Annotated in this window: 23 protein-coding genes; 14 read left to right on the forward strand and 9 right to left on the reverse strand. The window is 65.0% G+C overall.

Annotated elements, in window-relative coordinates; translation table 11 throughout:
* Positions 1–64: 64 nt before the first annotated feature.
* Positions 65–1036, reverse strand: a complete 972-nt coding sequence (gene cobS / locus DKT70_RS02405; protein WP_111557630.1) for a cobaltochelatase subunit CobS — start codon at positions 1034–1036, stop codon at positions 65–67.
* Positions 1037–1180: 144 nt separating this feature from the next.
* Between cobS and DKT70_RS02410 the strand changes: the two genes are divergently transcribed.
* From DKT70_RS02410 to DKT70_RS02445, 8 genes are all read left to right on the forward strand, one after another.
* Positions 1181–1735, forward strand: coding sequence for a sigma-70 family RNA polymerase sigma factor (locus tag DKT70_RS02410; RefSeq protein WP_111557631.1), 555 nt, complete (start codon positions 1181–1183; stop codon positions 1733–1735).
* On the forward strand, positions 1732–2436 hold the full coding sequence (locus DKT70_RS02415) for an anti-sigma factor (protein ID WP_111557632.1): 705 nt from the start codon (positions 1732–1734) through the stop codon (positions 2434–2436). The genes DKT70_RS02410 and DKT70_RS02415 overlap by 4 nt, the downstream gene beginning before the upstream one ends.
* A gap of 103 nt (positions 2437–2539) precedes the next feature.
* Positions 2540–3106 carry a fasciclin domain-containing protein gene (locus tag DKT70_RS02420; protein WP_111557633.1) on the forward strand — a complete coding sequence of 189 codons (567 nt, stop codon included), beginning with the start codon at positions 2540–2542 and terminating at the stop codon, positions 3104–3106.
* Between the two features lie 178 nt (positions 3107–3284).
* Entirely contained in the window at positions 3285–4268 is a 984-nt protein-coding gene (locus DKT70_RS02425; RefSeq protein ID WP_111557634.1) for a DUF808 domain-containing protein, read from the forward strand.
* 138 nt (positions 4269–4406) lie between these two features.
* Positions 4407–5720: a sn-glycerol-3-phosphate ABC transporter substrate-binding protein UgpB gene (ugpB, locus tag DKT70_RS02430; protein ID WP_111557635.1), complete on the forward strand. Its 1314-nt coding sequence runs from the start codon at positions 4407–4409 to the stop codon at positions 5718–5720.
* 90 nt (positions 5721–5810) lie between these two features.
* On the forward strand, positions 5811–6689 hold the full coding sequence (ugpA, locus tag DKT70_RS02435; protein ID WP_108501048.1) for a sn-glycerol-3-phosphate ABC transporter permease UgpA: 879 nt from the start codon (positions 5811–5813) through the stop codon (positions 6687–6689).
* Complete coding sequence (gene ugpE / locus DKT70_RS02440; protein ID WP_072295297.1) at positions 6689–7537, forward strand: sn-glycerol-3-phosphate ABC transporter permease UgpE; 849 nt, start codon at positions 6689–6691, stop codon at positions 7535–7537. Before ugpA ends, ugpE begins: the two co-directional genes overlap by 1 nt.
* 1 nt (position 7538) lies before the next feature.
* Complete coding sequence (locus tag DKT70_RS02445; protein ID WP_111557636.1) at positions 7539–8546, forward strand: sn-glycerol-3-phosphate import ATP-binding protein UgpC; 1008 nt, start codon at positions 7539–7541, stop codon at positions 8544–8546.
* Positions 8547–8573: 27 nt separating this feature from the next.
* On the opposite strand, the gene DKT70_RS02450 is transcribed toward DKT70_RS02445, so the two are convergent.
* From DKT70_RS02450 to DKT70_RS02480, 7 genes are all read right to left on the reverse strand, one after another.
* Complete coding sequence (locus DKT70_RS02450) at positions 8574–9536, reverse strand: magnesium transporter CorA family protein (protein WP_111557637.1); 963 nt, start codon at positions 9534–9536, stop codon at positions 8574–8576.
* A gap of 19 nt (positions 9537–9555) precedes the next feature.
* Positions 9556–10764, reverse strand: coding sequence for a glycerate kinase type-2 family protein (locus DKT70_RS02455; RefSeq protein ID WP_111557638.1), 1209 nt, complete (start codon positions 10762–10764; stop codon positions 9556–9558).
* Between the two features lie 75 nt (positions 10765–10839).
* A complete protein-coding gene (locus DKT70_RS02460) occupies positions 10840–11037 on the reverse strand; it encodes a CsbD family protein (RefSeq protein ID WP_072295301.1) in 198 nt (65 codons plus the stop codon).
* Positions 11038–11115: 78 nt separating this feature from the next.
* Positions 11116–12063, reverse strand: coding sequence for a 2-hydroxyacid dehydrogenase (locus DKT70_RS02465; RefSeq protein WP_233490389.1), 948 nt, complete (start codon positions 12061–12063; stop codon positions 11116–11118).
* Complete coding sequence (locus DKT70_RS02470) at positions 12060–12392, reverse strand: tRNA-binding protein (protein WP_111557639.1); 333 nt, start codon at positions 12390–12392, stop codon at positions 12060–12062. The genes DKT70_RS02465 and DKT70_RS02470 overlap by 4 nt, the downstream gene beginning before the upstream one ends.
* The gene (gene proC, locus DKT70_RS02475) at positions 12389–13195 is read right to left on the reverse strand and encodes a pyrroline-5-carboxylate reductase (RefSeq protein WP_111557640.1); all 807 of its coding nucleotides are present in this window, start codon (positions 13193–13195) and stop codon (positions 12389–12391) included. Before proC ends, DKT70_RS02470 begins: the two co-directional genes overlap by 4 nt.
* 39 nt (positions 13196–13234) lie before the next feature.
* A complete protein-coding gene (locus DKT70_RS02480; protein WP_111557641.1) occupies positions 13235–13738 on the reverse strand; it encodes a type III secretion system chaperone family protein in 504 nt (167 codons plus the stop codon).
* 198 nt (positions 13739–13936) lie between these two features.
* Here DKT70_RS02480 and cobD point away from each other — a divergent pair, with 198 nt between their 5' ends.
* The gene (cobD, locus tag DKT70_RS02485; RefSeq protein ID WP_111557642.1) at positions 13937–14899 is read left to right on the forward strand and encodes a threonine-phosphate decarboxylase CobD; all 963 of its coding nucleotides are present in this window, start codon (positions 13937–13939) and stop codon (positions 14897–14899) included.
* Here the strand turns inward: cobD and DKT70_RS02490 are convergent.
* On the reverse strand, positions 14896–15192 hold the full coding sequence (locus DKT70_RS02490; protein WP_111557901.1) for an alkylphosphonate utilization protein: 297 nt from the start codon (positions 15190–15192) through the stop codon (positions 14896–14898). The two genes, cobD and DKT70_RS02490, sit on opposite strands and share 4 nt — an antisense overlap.
* A gap of 172 nt (positions 15193–15364) precedes the next feature.
* Between DKT70_RS02490 and DKT70_RS02495 the strand changes: the two genes are divergently transcribed.
* Genes DKT70_RS02495 through DKT70_RS02515 form a run of 5 tightly spaced genes read left to right on the forward strand, consistent with a single transcriptional unit; the run spans position 15365 to position 18468 of the window.
* Entirely contained in the window at positions 15365–15826 is a 462-nt protein-coding gene (locus DKT70_RS02495) for a hypothetical protein (protein ID WP_199559511.1), read from the forward strand.
* Positions 15827–15883: 57 nt separating this feature from the next.
* Positions 15884–16789 (forward strand): polyphosphate kinase 2, encoded by a 906-nt coding sequence (gene ppk2 / locus DKT70_RS02500; protein WP_111557643.1) that lies wholly within the window; start codon positions 15884–15886, stop codon positions 16787–16789.
* 45 nt (positions 16790–16834) lie between these two features.
* Positions 16835–17695, forward strand: a complete 861-nt coding sequence (locus DKT70_RS02505; protein ID WP_111557644.1) for a PhzF family phenazine biosynthesis protein — start codon at positions 16835–16837, stop codon at positions 17693–17695.
* On the forward strand, positions 17692–17985 hold the full coding sequence (locus tag DKT70_RS02510) for a DUF1330 domain-containing protein (RefSeq protein ID WP_111557645.1): 294 nt from the start codon (positions 17692–17694) through the stop codon (positions 17983–17985). Before DKT70_RS02505 ends, DKT70_RS02510 begins: the two co-directional genes overlap by 4 nt.
* Before the next feature lie 21 nt (positions 17986–18006).
* On the forward strand, positions 18007–18468 hold the full coding sequence (locus DKT70_RS02515; RefSeq protein ID WP_111557646.1) for a tellurite resistance TerB family protein: 462 nt from the start codon (positions 18007–18009) through the stop codon (positions 18466–18468).
* Positions 18469–18479 lie beyond the last annotated feature (11 nt).

Genomic DNA, 18479 nt, shown 5'->3' on the forward strand with positions numbered 1-18479 from the left:
CTTCTCCCCACGCGGCGGCTGTCGGATGGTGGGGGCGGGCCTCATGCCCGCCCGCCAAGTCTGGTCACACGGCGATGCTGGCCGCGCTTTCGGGCAGTTCCTCGTCGAACAGCCGCTGATAGAACTCGGCCACGGTCTGGCGCTCCAGCTCGTCGCATTTGTTCAGGAAGGTCAGGCGGAAAGCATAGCCGATATTGTCGAAGATGCGCGCGTTCTGCGCCCAGGACAGCACCGTGCGCGGCGACATGACGGTGGACAGGTCGCCCTGCATGAAGGCCGTGCGGGTCAGATCGGCCAGCGTCACCATCTGGCTGATGACCTTGCGGCCCTTTTCATTGTTGTAGTTCGGGTTCTTGGCCAGGATGATCGCGGCCTCGGCATCGTGGGACAGATAGTTCAGCGTCGCGACCAGCGACCAGCGGTCCATCTGGCCCTGGTTGATCTGCTGGGTGCCGTGATAGAGGCCCGTCGTGTCGCCCAGACCCACGGTGTTCGCGGTCGCGAACAGGCGGAAATAGGGGTTCGGCGTGATCACCTCATTCTGGTCCAGCAGGGTCAGCTTGCCGTCGGCCTCCAGCACGCGCTGGATGACGAACATCACGTCGGCGCGGCCCGCGTCGTATTCGTCAAAGACGATGGCGGTCGGGTTGCGCAGCGCCCAGGGCAGGATGCCTTCGTGGAAGACCGTGACCTGCTTGCCGTCGACCAGCTTGATCGCATCCTTGCCGATCAGGTCGATCCGGCTGACATGGCTGTCCAGGTTCACCCGCACGCAGGGCCAGTTCAGCCGCGCGGCGATCTGTTCGATATGGGTCGATTTCCCCGTCCCGTGATAGCCCTGCACCATCACCCGGCGGTTATAGGCAAAGCCCGCAAGGATCGCCATCGTGGTGTCGGGATCGAACTTGTAGGTGCTGTCGATCTCGGGGACACGGTCGGTGCGTTCGGCAAAGCCTTTCACCTTCATGTCGCTGTCCAGACCGAACACCTCGCGCAGGTCGATCTCTTCGGTGGGTTTGGCGTTCATGTCCAGCATTCGTCCGGCCTCTCTCATCGCGTCCGCGCATTGATCGCGCATTCGTGCCGGACGTGCAAGCGGGGCCGCGTTGACGCCTTGCCGCAGCAACCCTAAGGTGACCCCTGAAATCCTTTGCAATCCCCACAGCAGGAAACGCGGCCCTTGACCGACGCACGCAGAACAGAGCTTGAACGCCTCATCTCGCGCATCTCGCTTGGCGACCGGGATGCCTTCGACGCGCTTTACGACGCGACCTCGGCCAAGCTGCACGCGGTCTGCCTGTCGGTGCTGCGCGACCGCCCCGAGGCCGAGGAGACCTTGCAGGAGGTCTATATCCGCGTCTGGCAGAGCGCCTCTCGCTATGCTTCGAACGGGCTGTCGCCCATGACCTGGCTGATCACCATCGCGCGCAACCGCTCCATCGACAAGCTGCGCGCCCGCAATTCGCGCCCCAGCACCGCCCCCGAGGATGCCGCCGCCGACCTGCCCTGCGACGCGCCCAGCCCCGAATCGGCCACGATCATGGCGCAGGAACGCCGGATGCTGGACGAATGCCTGGCTCGGCTGGCCGATGCGCAGGCGGGCGCCGTGCGCGCCGTCTATTTGGAAGGCGTCACCTATGCCGACCTTGCGCAGCGCGAGGGGATGCCCATCAATACCGTGCGAAGCTGGCTGCGCCGCAGCCTGTTGCGCCTGAAAGACTGTGTTAGCCAATGACCGAAGACGCCCCCCTGACCCCGCAGGAAGAAGATGAGGCGCTGGCGGCCGAAATGGCGCTTGGGCTTCTGGATGGCGACGACCTGACGGCCGCGACGACCCGAATGGCGGAGGATGCCGAATTCGCGCGCACCGTGCGGGACTGGCACGAACGGCTGGCGGGCATGGCCGAAAACCTGACCCCCGTCATGGCCCCTGCCCGCGCCCGCCACGCGATCCGCGAAAGGTTGGGCCATGCCAGCCCGCCCTTGGCCAACGATCCGACCGAACGCCGCGCCTGGTGGCGTGGTCCGATGGGGGCGTTCGGCGGGCTGCTGGGCGCTGCGGCGCTGGCCTTCCTCTTCATCATGCCGGGGCAGGACCCCACCCCCCAGCCGGGCTTCCAGGCCCAGCTTCAGGTCCAGGACAGCGAGATGCGCGTTGTCGCCCGCCTGACCGGCCGCGAAATGGAGATCGCGATGGAGGGTGGCACGCCCCCCGCCGACCGTGATCTGGAAATCTGGTGGATCAAGCCGGACGGTTCGGCACCGATTTCCATGGGCCTGGTGCCACGGGACGGAAATATGCGCATGACCCTGCCCGAAGGGCTGGACCCTGGCGAAGATGTCAAGATTGCCCTTTCGGATGAACCGCTTGGCGGATCGCCGACCGGCCAGGCGACCGGTCCGGTCGTGGCAATCTCGGATCTCACGCGTTCGTGATGTGAAAAAGATGCCGGGTGGGTGCAACTAACCCACCCGCCTCTGCGTGGTTGTGAGGACAGGGCGCAAGATTGCGTCCATGACCACAACCCGGAGGAAAACCATGTTCAGCAGCTTTACCAAAGTCGGCGCCTCGATCGTTGCAGCCACCGTCGCCTTCAGTGCCCCCGCCATGGCACAGAACACGATGGTCGGCGGTGCCGAAATGTTCCCCGACCGCAATATCGTCGAAAACGCCGTGAACTCGGCCGACCATACCACGCTGGTTGCAGCTGTTCAGGCCGCCGGTCTGGCTGAAACGCTGTCGGGCGAAGGCCCCTTCACCGTTTTCGCCCCCACCAACGCAGCCTTTGAAAAGCTGCCCGCCGGCACCGTCGAAGACCTGCTGAAGCCGGAAAACAAGGACAAGCTGGCCCAGATCCTGACCTGCCACGTCGTTGCCGCGGATGCGATGTCGCCCGCGATCGGCAAGATGATCATGGATGACGGCGGCGCGCATGACGTCGCGACCGTCGGTGGCTGCACGCTCAGCGCCTCGATCAATCCCGACAACAACGCGTTGCAGCTGACCGATGAAAACGGCTCGGTTGCGATCGTCACCATCCCCGATGTCGATCAGTCGAACGGCGTGATCCACGTCATCGACACGGTCATGCTGCCCGCGATGTAAGCTTTCGGCGGCATAGGGGCCGTCTGTTCCCCCGACCGGACGGCCTTCAGGCCCGCGCACTCCCCCTCGTGCGCGGGCCTTTTGCATGCGCGATGAACCCGACCCGCGTTGTCGGCGTTGCATCTTCCGATCGGCATCGCCCAGAATGCCGACGACATATCCGAAGGGAACCGGACATATGAGCGGCCTGATCGCACTTCTTGACGACGTTGCAGCCATTTCCAAGGTCGCGGCGGCGTCGATCGACGACGTTGCGGGACAGGCCGTGAAGGCCGGCACCAAGGCCGCCGGGGCGCTGATCGATGATGCCGCCGTGACGCCGAAATACGTGCACGGCTTCGATGCCAGCCGCGAATTGCCCATCGTCTGGAAGATCACCCGCGGATCGCTGTTCAACAAGCTGGTGATCCTGCTGCCCATCGCGCTGCTGCTGACGGTATTTGCGCCTTGGCTGATCACGCCGCTGCTGATGATCGGCGGCGCCTATCTGTGCTATGAGGGCGCGCACAAGGTGGCATCCCTGTTCCACCATTCCGACACTCATGATTCCGAGAAACATACGCATACCGAAACCCCCGGCGCCGCGCTGGAGGAAAAGCGCGTGGCGGGCGCCATCAAGACCGACTTCATCCTGTCGGCGGAAATCATGACCATCGCGTTGTCGACCATTCCCGCGTCGGACACGCTGCTCACTAAGGCGCTGATTCTGGCCGTCGTGGCCGTGGGTGTGACCGTCGCGGTCTATGGCTCGGTCGCGCTGATCGTGAAGGCGGATGATTTCGGCCTGCATCTGGCGCAGCGCCGCACCGGTCCGCTGGCCGCCCTGGGGCGTGGAATTGTCATCATCATGCCGCATCTGATGACCGTCCTGACCGTCGTGGGAACGGCGGCCATGATCTGGGTCGGCGGTCAGATCATCGTTCACGGGTTGCATGACCTAGGCTGGCACATGCCCTATGACACCATCCACCACTGGGCCGAAGGCGCCGCCGCCGCCCTGCCCGCCATTCCGGGGATCGCGGCTTGGGTCACCACCGCCTTCTTCGACGGGATCGTCGGGCTGGTCCTGGGGCTTGCGCTGCTGCCGATCGTGACCAAGGTCCTGAACCCGATCATCGAAGCCACGATCACCCCCCTGATCGCCCGCTTTTCAAAGGCCTGAGAAGGTTTGACCGGTCGGATACGCCACGATTGACCGACCGGTCAAAGACTGTCACATTCCCTTCACATCAATGTTGCGTGATTGTCGCCCGGAGGAGTTAGGCGGGGATCGCAAAGCAACTCCAATGGGGGGAATACCATGATCCGTTACAGCACCGCATCCGCGGTGGCGCTGATTGCGTCGCTTGGGGCCGCCAACGCCGAGACCACCATCGACTGGTGGCACGCCATGGGCGGCGAATTGGGCACCAAGCTGGAAGAGATCGTCCAGGGCTTCAATGACAGCCAGGAAGATTACACCGTGGTGCCGTCCTACAAGGGTACCTATCCCGAAACCATGACTGCTGCGATCGCCGCCTTCCGCGCCCAGCAGCAGCCGACGATCGTCCAGGTCTTCGAAGTCGGCACCGGCACGATGATGGCCGCCCAGGGCGCCATCGTTCCCGTCCACCAGCTGATGGAAGAACATGGCGAAGGCTTCGATCCTTCCGCCTTCCTGCCTTCGGTCGTCGGCTATTATACCGACAGCGAAGGCAACATGCTGTCGATGCCCTTCAACAGCTCGACCCCGATCCTCTATTACAACAAGACCGTCTTCGAAAAGGCAGGCCTCGACCCCGAAACGCCCCCCAAGACCTGGGCCGAGGTCGAGGAATTCTCGAAGAAGATCATCGAATCCGATGCGGCATCCTGCGGCTTCACCACCGGCTGGATCAGCTGGATCCAGACCGAGAACTTCAGCGCCTGGCACAATCAGCCCATCGGCACGATGGAAAACGGCTTCGGCGGTCTTGATGCGCGCCTGTCCGTGAACGGTCCGGTGCAGGTCAAGCATTGGGGCAACCTGAAGAAATGGGCCGACGAGGGCATCTTCAAATATGGTGGCCCGGTCGGCGGCGACAACGCCCCCCCGATGTTCTATTCGCAGGATTGCGCGATGATCATGAACAGCTCGGCCAGCCGCGCGGGCGTGATCGCCAATGCCACCGACTTCGAACTGGGTTTCGGCATGCTGCCCTATTATGACGATGTCGAGGGCGCGCCGCAGAACTCGATCATCGGGGGCGCGACGTTGTGGGTCCTGTCGGGCAAGTCCGACGAGGAATATGATGCCGCCGCTGCCTTCTTCAGCTATCTCTCCTCGCCCGAAGTGCAAGCCGATTGGGCATCCTTCTCGGGCTATCTGCCGATCACTTCGGCGGCGGGCGAGCAGATGAAGGACTTCTATGCCGAGAACCCCGGTGCCGATACCGGCATCAAGCAGATCACCCTGAACGAGCCGACCGAGAACTCGAAGGGTCTGCGTTTCGGCAATTATGTCCAGATCCGCGGCATCATCGACGAAGAATTCGAACAGCTGCTGTCGGGCGGCAAGGATGCCCAAGGCGCGCTGGACAGCGTGGTCGAGCGTGGCAACGCCCTGCTGGAAGAGTTCCAGGCCCAGAACCAGTAAACGGTCGAGCATCGAAAGGGGCCGCGCGATCCGCGCGGCCCTGTCGCCATTCCTGGGGCCGCGATGCCCCCTTCCCGAACCGGGTTTCCGATGAAGCGCACCATCTTCAGCAATCAGCTTCTGCCATGGCTTCTGCTGGCACCGCAGCTGATCATCACCTTCGTCTTCTTTCTGTGGCCCGCAGCACAGGCCGTCCGCCAAAGCTTCCTGCGTGAGGATGCCTTCGGCACCCGCACCAGCTTTGTCGGGTTGGAAAACTTCGCCTACCTGCTGCAAAGCCCCGAGTATTTCAATTCGCTGAAGGTCACCGCGATCTTCGCCGTCTCGGTGACGGTGCTGTCGATGGGGATGGCGCTGCTGCTGGCCATCGCGGTCGACCGGATGATCCGATCGACCCGCGTCTACACCACGCTGCTGGTCTGGCCCTATGCTGTGGCCCCAGCGGTCGCGGGCATCCTGTGGTGGTTCATCTTCAACCCCACCATCGGCATCATGCCCTATGTGCTGGCGCAGGTCGGCTATGACTGGAACCATATCAGCAGCAAGACGGATGCGATGATGCTGGTGGTGATCGCCAGCGCGTGGAAGCAGATCAGCTATAACTTCCTGTTCTTCCTGGCGGGCCTGCAATCGATCCCCGGCAGCCTGCGCGAGGCCGCGGCCATCGACGGCGCGGGTCCGGTGCGGCGCTTCTTCGACATCACATTCCCGCTGCTGTCGCCCACGACCTTCTTCCTGCTGGTCGTCAACATCGTCTATGCCATGTTCGACACCTTCGGCGTCATCGACGCCACGACCGAGGGCGGCCCCGCACAGGCCACCAACATCATGGTCTACAAGGTCTATTTCGACGGCTTCATCGGCCAGAACATCGGCAGTTCGGCCGCGCAATCGGTAGTGCTGATGATCCTGGTGCTGATCCTGACCGTGGTGCAATTCCGCTTCGTCGAAAAGAAGGTGGCCTACTGATGATCGAGAACCGTCCCGGCTTGAACCTTCTGGCCCATGCAACGCTGATCCTAGGGGTCTGCATCGTCGCCCTTCCCGTCTGGGTGGCCTTCGTGGCATCCACCCATGGCCCCACCGATTTCATGTCGGGCACCATCCCGATGTGGCCCGGTCCGCATCTGGTCGAAAACTACAGCCAGATGCTGGGCGCGGGCGTGTCCACCAGCGGCACGCCCCCCGTCGGCACGATGATGTTCAACAGCCTGATCATGGCGCTGTCCATCGCCATCGGAAAGATCGCCATTTCCATCCTGTCGGCCTTCGCGGTGGTCTATTTCCGCTTTCCGTTCCGGGGGCTGGCCTTCTGGTGCATCTTTGTCACGCTGATGCTGCCGGTCGAGGTGCGGATCGTGCCGACCTTCCAGGTCGTGGCGGATCTGGGGCTGTTGAACAGCTATGCGGGCCTCTCGATCCCGCTGATCGCGTCGGCCACGGCCACGTTCCTGTTCCGCCAGGTCTTCCTGACCATCCCGGATGAGCTGACCGAGGCCGCCCGCATCGACGGCGCGGGCCCCATGAAATTCTTCCGCGACATCCTGCTGCCCTTGTCGCGCACCAACATCGCCGCGCTTTTCGTGATCCTGTTCATCTATGGCTGGAACCAGTATCTCTGGCCGCTGCTGATCACGACCAGCTCGGATTATTACACCATCGTTGCGGGGATCAAGCGCATGGCGGATGCCGTGGACGGTCTGCCGCAATGGCATCTGGTCATGGCGACCGCGATGCTGGCCATGCTGCCGCCCGTTGCGGTGGTCGTGGGCATGCAGCGCCTGTTCGTCAAAGGTCTTGTCGAGACGGAGAAATAACGTGGCTTCCATCACCCTGGACAATCTTGGCAAGGTCTATCCCGGCGGCACCCGCGCCGTGGGCGGCGTGAACATCGACATCGCGGATGGCGAATTCATCGTGCTGGTCGGGCCGTCGGGCTGTGGCAAATCCACCCTGCTGCGCATGGTGGCGGGCCTGGAATCCATCAGCGAGGGCGAGGTCCGCATCGGCGACCGCGTCGTCAACAAGGTCGAACCGGCCGACCGCGACATCGCAATGGTGTTCCAGAACTATGCGCTTTATCCGCATATGTCGGTGCGTCAGAACCTGGCCTATGGCCTGAAGAACCGGAAAACCCCCAAGGACGAGATCGAAAAGCGCGTGGCTCAGGCCTCCGAGATCCTGCAGATCGGCCCGTTTCTGGACCGCAAGCCGGCGGCCCTTTCCGGCGGTCAGCGCCAGCGCGTTGCCATGGGACGTGCCATCGTGCGCGAACCGGCGGCGTTCCTGTTCGACGAACCGCTGTCGAACCTGGACGCGAAGCTGCGCGTCGCCATGCGGCTGGAGATCAAGGAGCTTCAGAAGCGCCTGCGCACCACCTCGCTTTACGTGACGCATGACCAGTTGGAGGCGATGACCCTGGCTGACCGGCTGGTGGTGCTGAACGGCGGTCAGGTCGAACAGATCGGTACGCCGCTGGATGTCTATCGCAGACCTGCCTCGGCCTTCGTCGCCAGCTTCATCGGCAGCCCGGCGATGAACCTGATCTCGGCCAGCGCCGTCCCGCATCTGCCGGGCACCGCCCATGCCGGCCAGATCGGCATCCGCCCCGAGGATCTGAGCGTCACCCCTGACGGCCCCATCGCCATGAATGTCCTCGCGGTCGAGGAACTGGGCGCGCAGCGTCTGGTCCATGGCAAGACCGGGGGCGAGCGTATCACCATCACCCTGCCCTCGGATGCGCCCCTGTCGGACAGCATGAACCTGTCCTTCCGCCCCGATGCGCTGCACCTGTTCCACAAGGACAGCGGCAAACGCATGGACTGATGCATGGAGGGGGGCGTCAGCGCCCCCTTACAGCCAGCGCTTCCAGCGCAGGAACAGATAGGTACCAAGGGTCGTCACCCCCATCAGCACCAGCGCATAGGGATAGCCCCAGGCCTTGTGCAATTCGGGCATGTTGTCGAAGTTCATGCCATAGATGCTGGCGATCAGCGTCGGCGGCAGGAACAGCGCCGCAATCACCGACAGGATGCGCACCGTGTTGTTCTGTTGCAGGTTGATCATGCCAAGCGTGGTGTCGACGGCCAGGCTGACGCGGCTGCCCAGGAAATCGGCATGCACCTCCAGCGCCTGGACATCGCGCATCTGGGCGCGGGCAACGGGCCGCAGCCGTTTGGATTCGGGACGATCCTCGATCAGGGCGGTAAAGAAGGCCAGCATGCGCTCGATGGTCAGAAGGCCCAGCCGGACGCGCGCCATGGTCTCGGCCTCGCGGCCCACATCCTGCAGCGCCGCCTGCAACCTGTCGGATGCCGCCCCCGTGGCCCCCGGATCGAACACCCCCGCGGTGGTGCTGTCCAAAATCCGCCCCGACCCCTCCAGGATATCGGCAAGGCGGGCGATGATTTCCTCGACCAGACCCAGAAACAGCCGGTCGGCGGTCATGCAGCCAAGGGTCGAACGTTCCGCCCGCGTCGGAAAGGTCAGGAAGGGCTTGGGCGAATGATGCCGCACCGTGACCAGCTGACGGTCAGACAGAACAAAGGTCACCGGCATGGACTGCCGCCCGCCCCCCGCGACCTCTCCGGGCAGCATGGCGGTCATGTAATCCATCAGCTCCTCGCGATAGAGGCGGTTCGACAGCTCGATCTCTTCCATGTCTGCCAGGGTGGGCAGATCAAAGCCCAAGGCGCGCAGCATCGCCATCTCGTCATCCGAGGGCTGGATCAGGTCGATCCACATCGCCTGGCGCAGATCGGCGCCCGGCTGCAGCTGGATCAGTCGGTTGCCCTCGGCGGCATAGGCGTAGTGCATCGTCGGTTTCCTTGCAGGGTCAGGCGTGATATCGCGCAAAGACCGCCAGATCTGCGACGTTGGTGCCCGATGGGCCGGTCATGATCAACCCGCCAACGGCACGCAGCGCGGGGGTGGCGTCGTTGCGGCGCAGCACATCCTGCAGGTCGATGCCGCGATCATGCAGGTGCGACAGGGTGCGGTGCCCCACGATGCCGCCAGCCGCATCCCCCGGCCCGTCGCGCCCATCGCTGCCCATCGCGGCAAAGCACCAGCTGCCGGTCAGATCGCGGGCATGCAGCGCGAAACGCAGCGCCAGTTCCTGGTTGCGCCCGCCCATTCCGTCGCCGGTCAGACGCACCGTGGTTTCCCCGCCCATGACCATCGGCACGCCCATGGGGGCATCGCGCATGGCCCGCACCAGGGCGCGGGCGCAGTCATCCACATCGCCAGTCAGCGCCACGCCCGCGTCCTGCCCGCCGGCCGCGATCATGGCCTGCAGGCTGATGCCATTCGACCCGACCAGGATATTTTGCGCCTCGGGCCCCTGTCGCGCCGATACCGGCTGTTCCAACGCGGCGCGGATCTGCGGGGTCAGATCGTCCCAGATGCCCAGGTCGCGCAATGTCCGGCAGGCATCCGCAGGCGTCCCGATGGGCGACACCGTCGGCCCCGAGGCCACCACGCGCAGGTCGTCGCCCGGCACGTCCGACAGGATCAGCGCCGTCACGGGCGCGCGGGACAGCCCCAGCCAGCCGCCGCCCTTCAGCCGGTCCAGCCCCTGCCGCACCAGGTTCGTCTGGGTGATATCCGCCCCGGATGACAGCAACGCGGCGTTCACCGCCTGCAGATCCGCCAAGTCCAACCCCGCCACGGGCGCGGGCAGCATCGCCGACCCCCCGCCCGAGATCAGCGCCAGAACCCGGTCCTGCGGGCCGACGGTGGTCAGGAAATCCTCTAGCCGCTCGGCCGCCGCCACGCCATCGGCATCGGGCTGCGGATGACCCGCCCTCAGCACCCTGGCCCCTGTCAGCGCCGCATCATTGCCGCGGTTGGTGATGACCAGTGCCCGTGCGCCCGGCAGATGCGTCAGGGCGGATTGCGCCATCGCGCGGGCCGCCTTGCCAAGCGCCACGACATGCCAAGCGCCATCGCCGCCGGTCAGGCCCTGCATGGCGCGATCCACCGCCGCGCGGGGATCGGCGGCCCTGACGCCGATCTGTAAAAGTTCCAGTACCTGTCCGCGCATCAGTCCCCCCGGAATGCGAAAAAGGGCGCCCCCTAGGGGGCACCCTTTCAAATCAAGCGGTCAAGTCAACCCGACTTACTTGTCAGCGTAGTAATCGTTGATTTCCTTGTCGGCTTCTTCCTTGGTCCAGCCGTATTTTTCCTGCAGCTTGCCGGCCAGCTGATCCTTGTTGCCGTCGATCCGGTCCAGATCATCATTGGTCAGTTCGCCCCATTTTTCCTGGGTCTGACCTTTGAGCTGCTTCCACTTACCCTGAATGATATCCCAGTTCATGATGCACTCCTTGCAACTTGCTTGCGTATGAAATGACAACACGAACAGGGCGCCGTCGGTTCCCGCGGCCGAATCCGATCAAGCGACCGTGTCGGGGGGTTCCTGACCTGCGGCAAAGGCCGTCACGTTGCGCAGGGCGCGCAGACCCATCTGGGTGCGCGTGTCATCGGTGGCCGTTCCCAGATGCGGCAACAGCGAGGTGTTGGGCGCGTCGATCAGATCCTGCGGCACATGCGGTTCCTTGGCATAGACGTCCAGCCCCGCCCCCGCGATCGTGCCCGCGTAAAGCGCCGCGATCAGCGCGTCTTCGTCCACCACGTCGCCGCGGGCGATGTTGATCAGGAAGCTGTCGGCACCCAAGGCCGCCAACTGATCCTGGCCTATCATGCCCCGCGTCTTGTTGCCGCCCGGCACGGCGATGACGGCCACGTCGCATTCGCGCAGCATGTCCAGCAGATCTGGCACCTGACGCGCCGGGTGGTCCAGATCCGTCACGGTCGAACGGTTGAAGAACACCACCTGCATTCCGAAGCCGAAATGGCAGCGCCGCGCGATGGCCTTGCCGATGCGGCCCATGCCGACGATGCCGACCGTGGCGCCCGACATGTGACGGCCCAGCATCTGCGTCGGGTTCCAGCCCACCCATTCGCCCGCCCGCAGCAGGCGTTCCCCTTCGGAGGCGCGGCGCAGCGTCATCAGCATCAGCGTGATGGCGATGTCGGCGGTGGCGTCGGTCACGACCTCGGGGGTGTTGGTGACGGTGATGCCCGCCTGTCTTGCGGCGTCGATGTCGATATGGTTGAAGCCCGCGCCGAAATTCGCAAGCAGCTTGCAGCGCGGCGCGCCCTCGAACGCCTGCGCCGTGAAGGCGTCACCGATGGTGGGGATGATCGCGTCGTATTCCTGCATCGCACGGGCGGCCTCGGTGGCGTCCAGCTTGGTGTTTTCCAGGAATGTCGCATCGCATTCCGCCTCGATCGCGGCGCGTGCACGGGTCGTCATGGGACGCGTGACCAGCAGTTTCAAAACAGCTTTCCTCCGTTGGGGACAGTCTGATCGGGACCGATCAGCACCACATCATTATCGGGGTCGGGCACGCCCAGCACCAGCACCTCGGACATGAAGGGGCCGATCTGGCGGGGCGGGAAATTCACCACGCACAGCACCTGTCTGCCGACCAGCATTGCGGGATCGTAATGCCGGGTGATCTGGGCCGAGGATTTGCGCTCGCCCAAGTCGCCCAAGTCCAGCCACAGCTTGATAGCGGGCTTGCGGGCCTCGGGGAAGGGCTCGGCGCGGGTGATGGTGGCCACACGGATGTCGACCTTGGCGAAATCGTCGAAGCTGATCGTCATGCCTCGCCCCGTCCCAGGGCACGCCCGCGATCGGCGGCGGCGGCGACCGTGCGGGTCATCAGGTCGGGCAGATCCTGCATCAGAACCTCCAGCCCCGCAGCCGTCGTGCCATTGGGCGAGGTGACGTTCTGGCGCAAGACGCCCGGGTCTTCGTCGGCATCGATGGCCAGCGCGCCTGCGCCCGCGACCGTCATGCGCGCCAGTTCCAGCGACAATTCGGGCGACAGGCCCTGCGCCTCGCCAGCCTTGGCCATCGCCTCGATCATGTGAAAGACATAGGCGGGGCCGCTGCCCGACAGGCCGGTGACGGCATCCATCTGGTCTTCGCCCTCCAGCCGCACGACACGGCCCACGGCGCGCATCAGCGTCTCGGCCAAATCCAGCAGGGCGGGGGTGGCGGCGGCATTGCCGATCATGGCGGAAATGCCCTTGCCGATGGCGGCAGGGGTATTGGGCATCACGCGCACGATGGGCGCACCGGGAAAGGCCTTTTCAAAGGTGGCGATCATCGTGCCCGCCGCGACCGAAATCACCAGCGCCCCCGACAAATCGGGCATCCGGCCCAAGGCGTCGCCCATCATCTGCGGCTTGACGGCCAGCACCACCACCGCCGGATCAAGCGGCAGATCGCCGTTCACGTTCAGGCCCTTGTCCTGCCATTCGGGCGCCAGCTTGGGGTCGATGACGGTCACGGAAGCCGGGTCCAGCCCGCGCGCCAGCCAGCCCTTCAACATGGCCCCGCCCATCTTGCCGCAACCGACCAGCACCAGCCCGCGTGCATTGATATCGTCGAAATCGCTCATCCGCTTCCCCAAATATGTGGCAGGCGGGCGTTCCCGCCGTCATGCCCTGCCGTAGGTTTCCCCAAAGGCAATGTCCAGCGCCGGGCGCGGCGCCGTCTGCCCCCATGCGACCAGCTGGAAGGCGGGATAGAAGCGTTCGCATGCCGCAAGCGCGCTGGCGATCATCTGGTCCACCTGCCGGGTCGAGGCGATGATGTCGCCCGCCAGAACCAGCCCATAGCGCCAGACCATCTGCCTTTCGCCGTCCCAATAGGTGAAGCCGCCATCCCAGACCTGGTCATTGGCCAGATTGATCGTTTCATAGATCAGCGGCAAGCGGCCTTCGGGGGGATCGTGGTCGAAGGCGCAGACAAGGCGCAGCACCTCGTCCCTGGCGACCCAGGCCAGCGTCAGCACATAGTTGCGCCACTGACCTTCGACGACCATCGTGATCTCGTCATCGGCCAAGCGGTCGAATTCCCAATCGTGGTGATTGGCCACCGCCTCGACGATATCGATGGGGTGGATCTCGTCGCTGGCGATATAGGCGCGGGTAAGGGACATCGTCTGCCTTCTGGACGACCGCGCCCCGATGGGGCCGGCCACTTGGTAAAAACACAACACCAGGCGTCTGACCGCCTTCTTCTTACCATATATCGTGGCTGCAGGGGGCATTCCTGTAAAGTCGGTTTCTGGGGATGGATTGCATGGGGATAAGTTCTGCCCTAGCTGTCGGGGTGGGAATTAAGGCGGGAATCCAAGATGCAGCGTGATCACGGAGGCAATCTGGACGAGGCGCAAATGCGCTTCGGTCCCGGGGTTTGGATCGACTTGTCCACAGGAATCAACCGCCGTCCCTGGCCTGTCCCCGCCATATCCGACGACGCATGGCGCAATCTGCCGACCCGTCAGGCCGAATCGCGCCTGATCCGGGTAGCGGCGTCCTGGTATGGCTGCGCGCCCGACCGGCTGCTGGCGGTGGCGGGGGCCTCGGCCGCGATCCAGCTGCTGCCGCGCGTGCTGCCCATCGGGCGCGCGGCGGTGCTGCAGCCCACCTATAACGAACATGCGGCCAGCCTGACGGCGGCAGGCTGGCAGGTCACCCCCTGCCCCGCGCTGGCGGATGTGAAGGGCGCGGATCTGGCGGTGGTGGTGAACCCCAACAATCCCGACGGGCGCGAATGGCCGCCCCAGCAGCTGCGCGATCTGGCGGCAACGGTCGGGCATCTGGTCGTGGACGAAAGCTTTGCCGATCCCCGCCCGGACCTGTCGCTGGCGGGCAATCCGCCTGAAAACTGCACCCTGCTGCGCAGTTTTGGCAAATTCTGGGGACTGGCGGGCATCCGGCTTGGCTTTGTCATCGGCGCGCCCGACCTGCTGGCCCGGATGGCGCAGGCGGCGGGACCGTGGTCGGTTAACGGCCCCGCGCTGCAGATCGCGACGGCGGCAATGGGGGATCTGGCCTGGGCCGACGATGCCATTGGCTATCATGCTGAGGCATCATTGCGGCTGGACCGGCTGGCGCTCGGCGCGGGCTGGAAACAGGCGGGGGGCACGCATCTGTTCCGTCTTTACGACACGCCCGATGCGGCGGCGGCGCAGGACAGGCTGGCGCGCGCGCAGATCTGGTCACGGCGCTTTCCCTATTCCGCGCGGTGGCTGCGCCTTGGCGTGCCGGGCAACCGCGCGGAATGGGACCGCATCACCGAAGCCCTGAAGAGCTAGCGCTTGCGCAGGAACTCGGTCCGCAACACCAGGCCCTTGACCGTGTCGTGGCGGCAATCGACCTCGGCGGGGTCGGCGGTCAGGCGGATCGAGCGGATGACGGTGCCCTGTTTCAGGACCGTGCTGGTGCCCTTGACCTTCAGATCCTTGATCAGCACCACCTGGTCGCCATCGGCCAGAACGGTACCCGCGCTGTCACGCACCACCTGCGCGGCATCGGCCTCGGCGGCGATATCGGCGGCGGGGCGCCATTCGCCCGTCACATCGTCATAGACATAGTCGTCATCGGCCATGGTCAGCCCCTTTTTCGTCAGGAAAACGCCCATGGCATCATGCCGATGCGGCGCCCTGCTCCACGGGCTTAGGCCCGCATCGCGACCGGCGCAACAACCCTTCGGCAACCCTGTCATCGGGCGGCGGTTCAGGGCATGATGGGCGGGTCACGAACCGACCCAAGGGCATCCCATGTTCCGCCTGATCTCGATCCTGTCCTGCTTTGCTGCCCCCGCGCTGGCGGATGCCCCGCTGATCGTCCTGGACCGCACGCAGCTGCCCTTCGACGTGGGGCCGGGCAACCCCGCCAACAGCCCGTCGCGGCCGGGCAACGCGCCGCATTCGGCGTGGAATTCCGCCGGAAACACCGCCAATTCATCGGCGGCCTGGGAAAACCGGCCCACCAACCCGGCCAATGAAAAGCGGCTGATCTTCACCGCACAAGGTGACGTGCTGGGGTATTACGCCCGCAACGCCGGCGGCGTGCTGAACCTGTTCGACATCAACGGGCGGCGCGTCGCCTATCGCCCCGCACGCGGCACGCAAAGCCTGTTCACCACGCAAGGCGCGTGGTGCGGCACCGTCGACGGGTTGCGCGACGGCAGCTTCGTGCTGGCCGTGACGCCGGAATGTGTCAGACAGTTCGGCCGCTGACGCAAGCCCGTTACATTTCCCGCATAGACCGCGCAGCAAAGCCCCCCGGAGACCGCGATGAACGACGACTACAAGGATTGGCTGGAAGCCGAACTGCAGGAGACGCTGGACGAGGATATCGAGCTGGAGCTGGAGGATGCGATGCTGTCGGCCGAGATCCGCCGCATCTATCGCGCCCACCACCCGGACCGGATGGAGCGCAAGACCTACTTCCGCGAATTGCTGCGCCTGCAATCCGAACTGATCCGGCTGCAGGATTGGGTCAGCCATCACAAGGAAAAGGTCGTCGTCGTCTTCGAGGGTCGCGACAGCGCCGGCAAGGGCGGCGCCATCAAGCGCATCACCCAACGCCTGAACCCGCGCATCGTACGGGTGGCGGCCCTGCCCGCGCCATCGGACCGCGAAAAGACGCAATGGTATTTCCAGCGCTATGTCCCCCATCTGCCCGCGGGCGGGGAAATCGTGCTGTTCGACCGCAGCTGGTACAACCGCGCGGGCGTCGAACGCGTCATGGGCTTCGCCTCCGAGGATCAGGTCGAGCAGTTCTTTCAGGACGTGCCGGAATTCGAACGCATGCTGGTCCGCTCGGGCATCCGGCTGGTGAAATACTGGTTTTCCATTACCGACGAGGAACAGCAGATGCGCTTCCAGATGCGCGTCCATGACCCGCTGAAACAGTGGAAGCTGTCGCCGATGGACCTGCAGTCGCGCGTCCGGTGGGAGGCCTATACCAAGGCCAAGGAGGAGATGTTCGAACGCACCAACATTCCCGAGGCGCCTTGGTATATCGTTCCCGGCAACGACAAGAAGCGCGCGCGTTTGAACTGCATCGACCATCTGCTGGGGATGATCCCTTACGGCGATGTCCCCCATGATGAGGTCCGCCTGCCCGACCGCGTCTTCAACCCCGATTACGAACGCGAGATCTTGCCCCGGGACCTCTATGTGCCGCAGAAGTACTGAGCGGGGCGACCCCCGCGGATGATTCCTGCACGGACAGGGGGGCGGATGCTGGATTTCTTCGTCTATGACGTTTTCACGGACTGCGCCTTCAGCGGCAACCCCTTGGCCATTGTCATGGGGGCCGATGATCTGAGCGGGGCGCAGATGCAGACCATCGCGCGCCAGTTCAACCTGTCCGAGACGATTTTCGTGATGCGCGCGGCGGACCCTGTGAACAGGGCGCGGGTGCGGATCTTTCTGCCCCTGGCCGAGATCCCCTTTGCGGGTCATCCCACGGTCGGCTGCGCCCTGCACCTGTCGGACGGGCAGGACGGCCACTTGGTGCTGGAGGAGGAGGCCGGGCTGGTGCCCGTCACCATCGCGGAGGGGCTGGCCGAATTCCGGGCGCCGGTGCTGCCGGAACTGGGCGCGCCGGTCGATCCAGCCGCCGTGGCCGCGGGGCTGGGGCTGGCGCCGGACCAAGTGGGTTTCGGCACGCATCGTCCGTTCATGGCACAGGCGGGGCCAGGCTTCATCTTTGCCCCGCTACGCGATCTGGCGGCCTTGGCACAGGCGCGCCCCGCGGGGGTGGCCTTCGAGGCGCTGACCCTCGATATCCCCAAGGTCTATGCCTATACCCCCGAAGATCAGGGCTTCCGCGCCCGCATGTTTGCCCCGGCCAATGGCATTCCCGAAGATCCGGCCACCGGATCGGCCTCGGCCACGCTGGCGGCGCCGTTGTTGGCGGCAGGTGTCCTGCCCGAGGGCGAAACGCGGCTGGAACTGCGCCAGGGGGTCGAGATGGGACGCCCCTCGCGCATCGGGTTGCGCGTGACCGTCAGCGAGGGCAGACTGACGGCTGTCTATGTGTCAGGCCGCGCCGTGCGCGTGGCCGAAGGACGCATCACCATCCCGGAGGCGGAATGACCAAGGCCTATTGGATCGCCCATGTGACGATCGACGACCTCGACGCCTATGAGGCCTATCGCCGTGCGAATGCCGCGCCCTTCGCGGAATATGGCGCGCGCTTTCTGGTGCGTGGCGGCCCGCAGGAGGTCGTCGAGGGACAGGCGCGCCCCCGTAGCGTCGTGATCGAGTTTCCCTCGCTGCAGGCGGCGCAGGATTGCTATCATAGCGCCGGGTATCAGGCGGCCAAGGCGCTGCGCGATCCCGTGTCGCAGGCCGATGTCATCATCGTCGAGGGCTGGGCGGGCTGAAGCCCCCGGAAAGGACGTATCATGTTCAAGGATATTCTGGCGCTGCTGATGGGCGACGCGATCCATCCCGAACCCATGGGCAGCCAGGAGGCCGAACTGGCCATCGCGGCGCTGCTTGTGCGGGTGGCGCGGTCGGATGACAGCTATGACGATGCCGAACGCATGCGCATCGACCGTGTGCTGGCCCGACGCCACGGCCTGACCCCCGAAGAGGCCGCCGACCGCCGCGCCCAAGCCGAGGCGCTGGAGGCGCAGGCCAGCGACACGGTGCGCTTTACCCGCCAGATCAAGGACCGCATCGCGCTGGAGGACCGCGCCGGCGTCCTGGCCGCATTGTGGGAGGTCGCCTATGCCGACGAAACCCGCGCCGCGGACGAGGAAAGCCTGATCCGGCTGGTGGCGGGCCTGCTGGGCGTGCCCGACCAGCAATCGGCGCAGATCCGCCAGCAGGTGCTGGAGCGCATGGGCCTGCCGCGCGGCTGATCAGGCCGCCC

Origin of the sequence: Paracoccus sediminilitoris (assembly GCF_003259195.1) — a bacterium.
GTDB classification, from domain to species: domain Bacteria; phylum Pseudomonadota; class Alphaproteobacteria; order Rhodobacterales; family Rhodobacteraceae; genus Paracoccus; species Paracoccus sediminilitoris.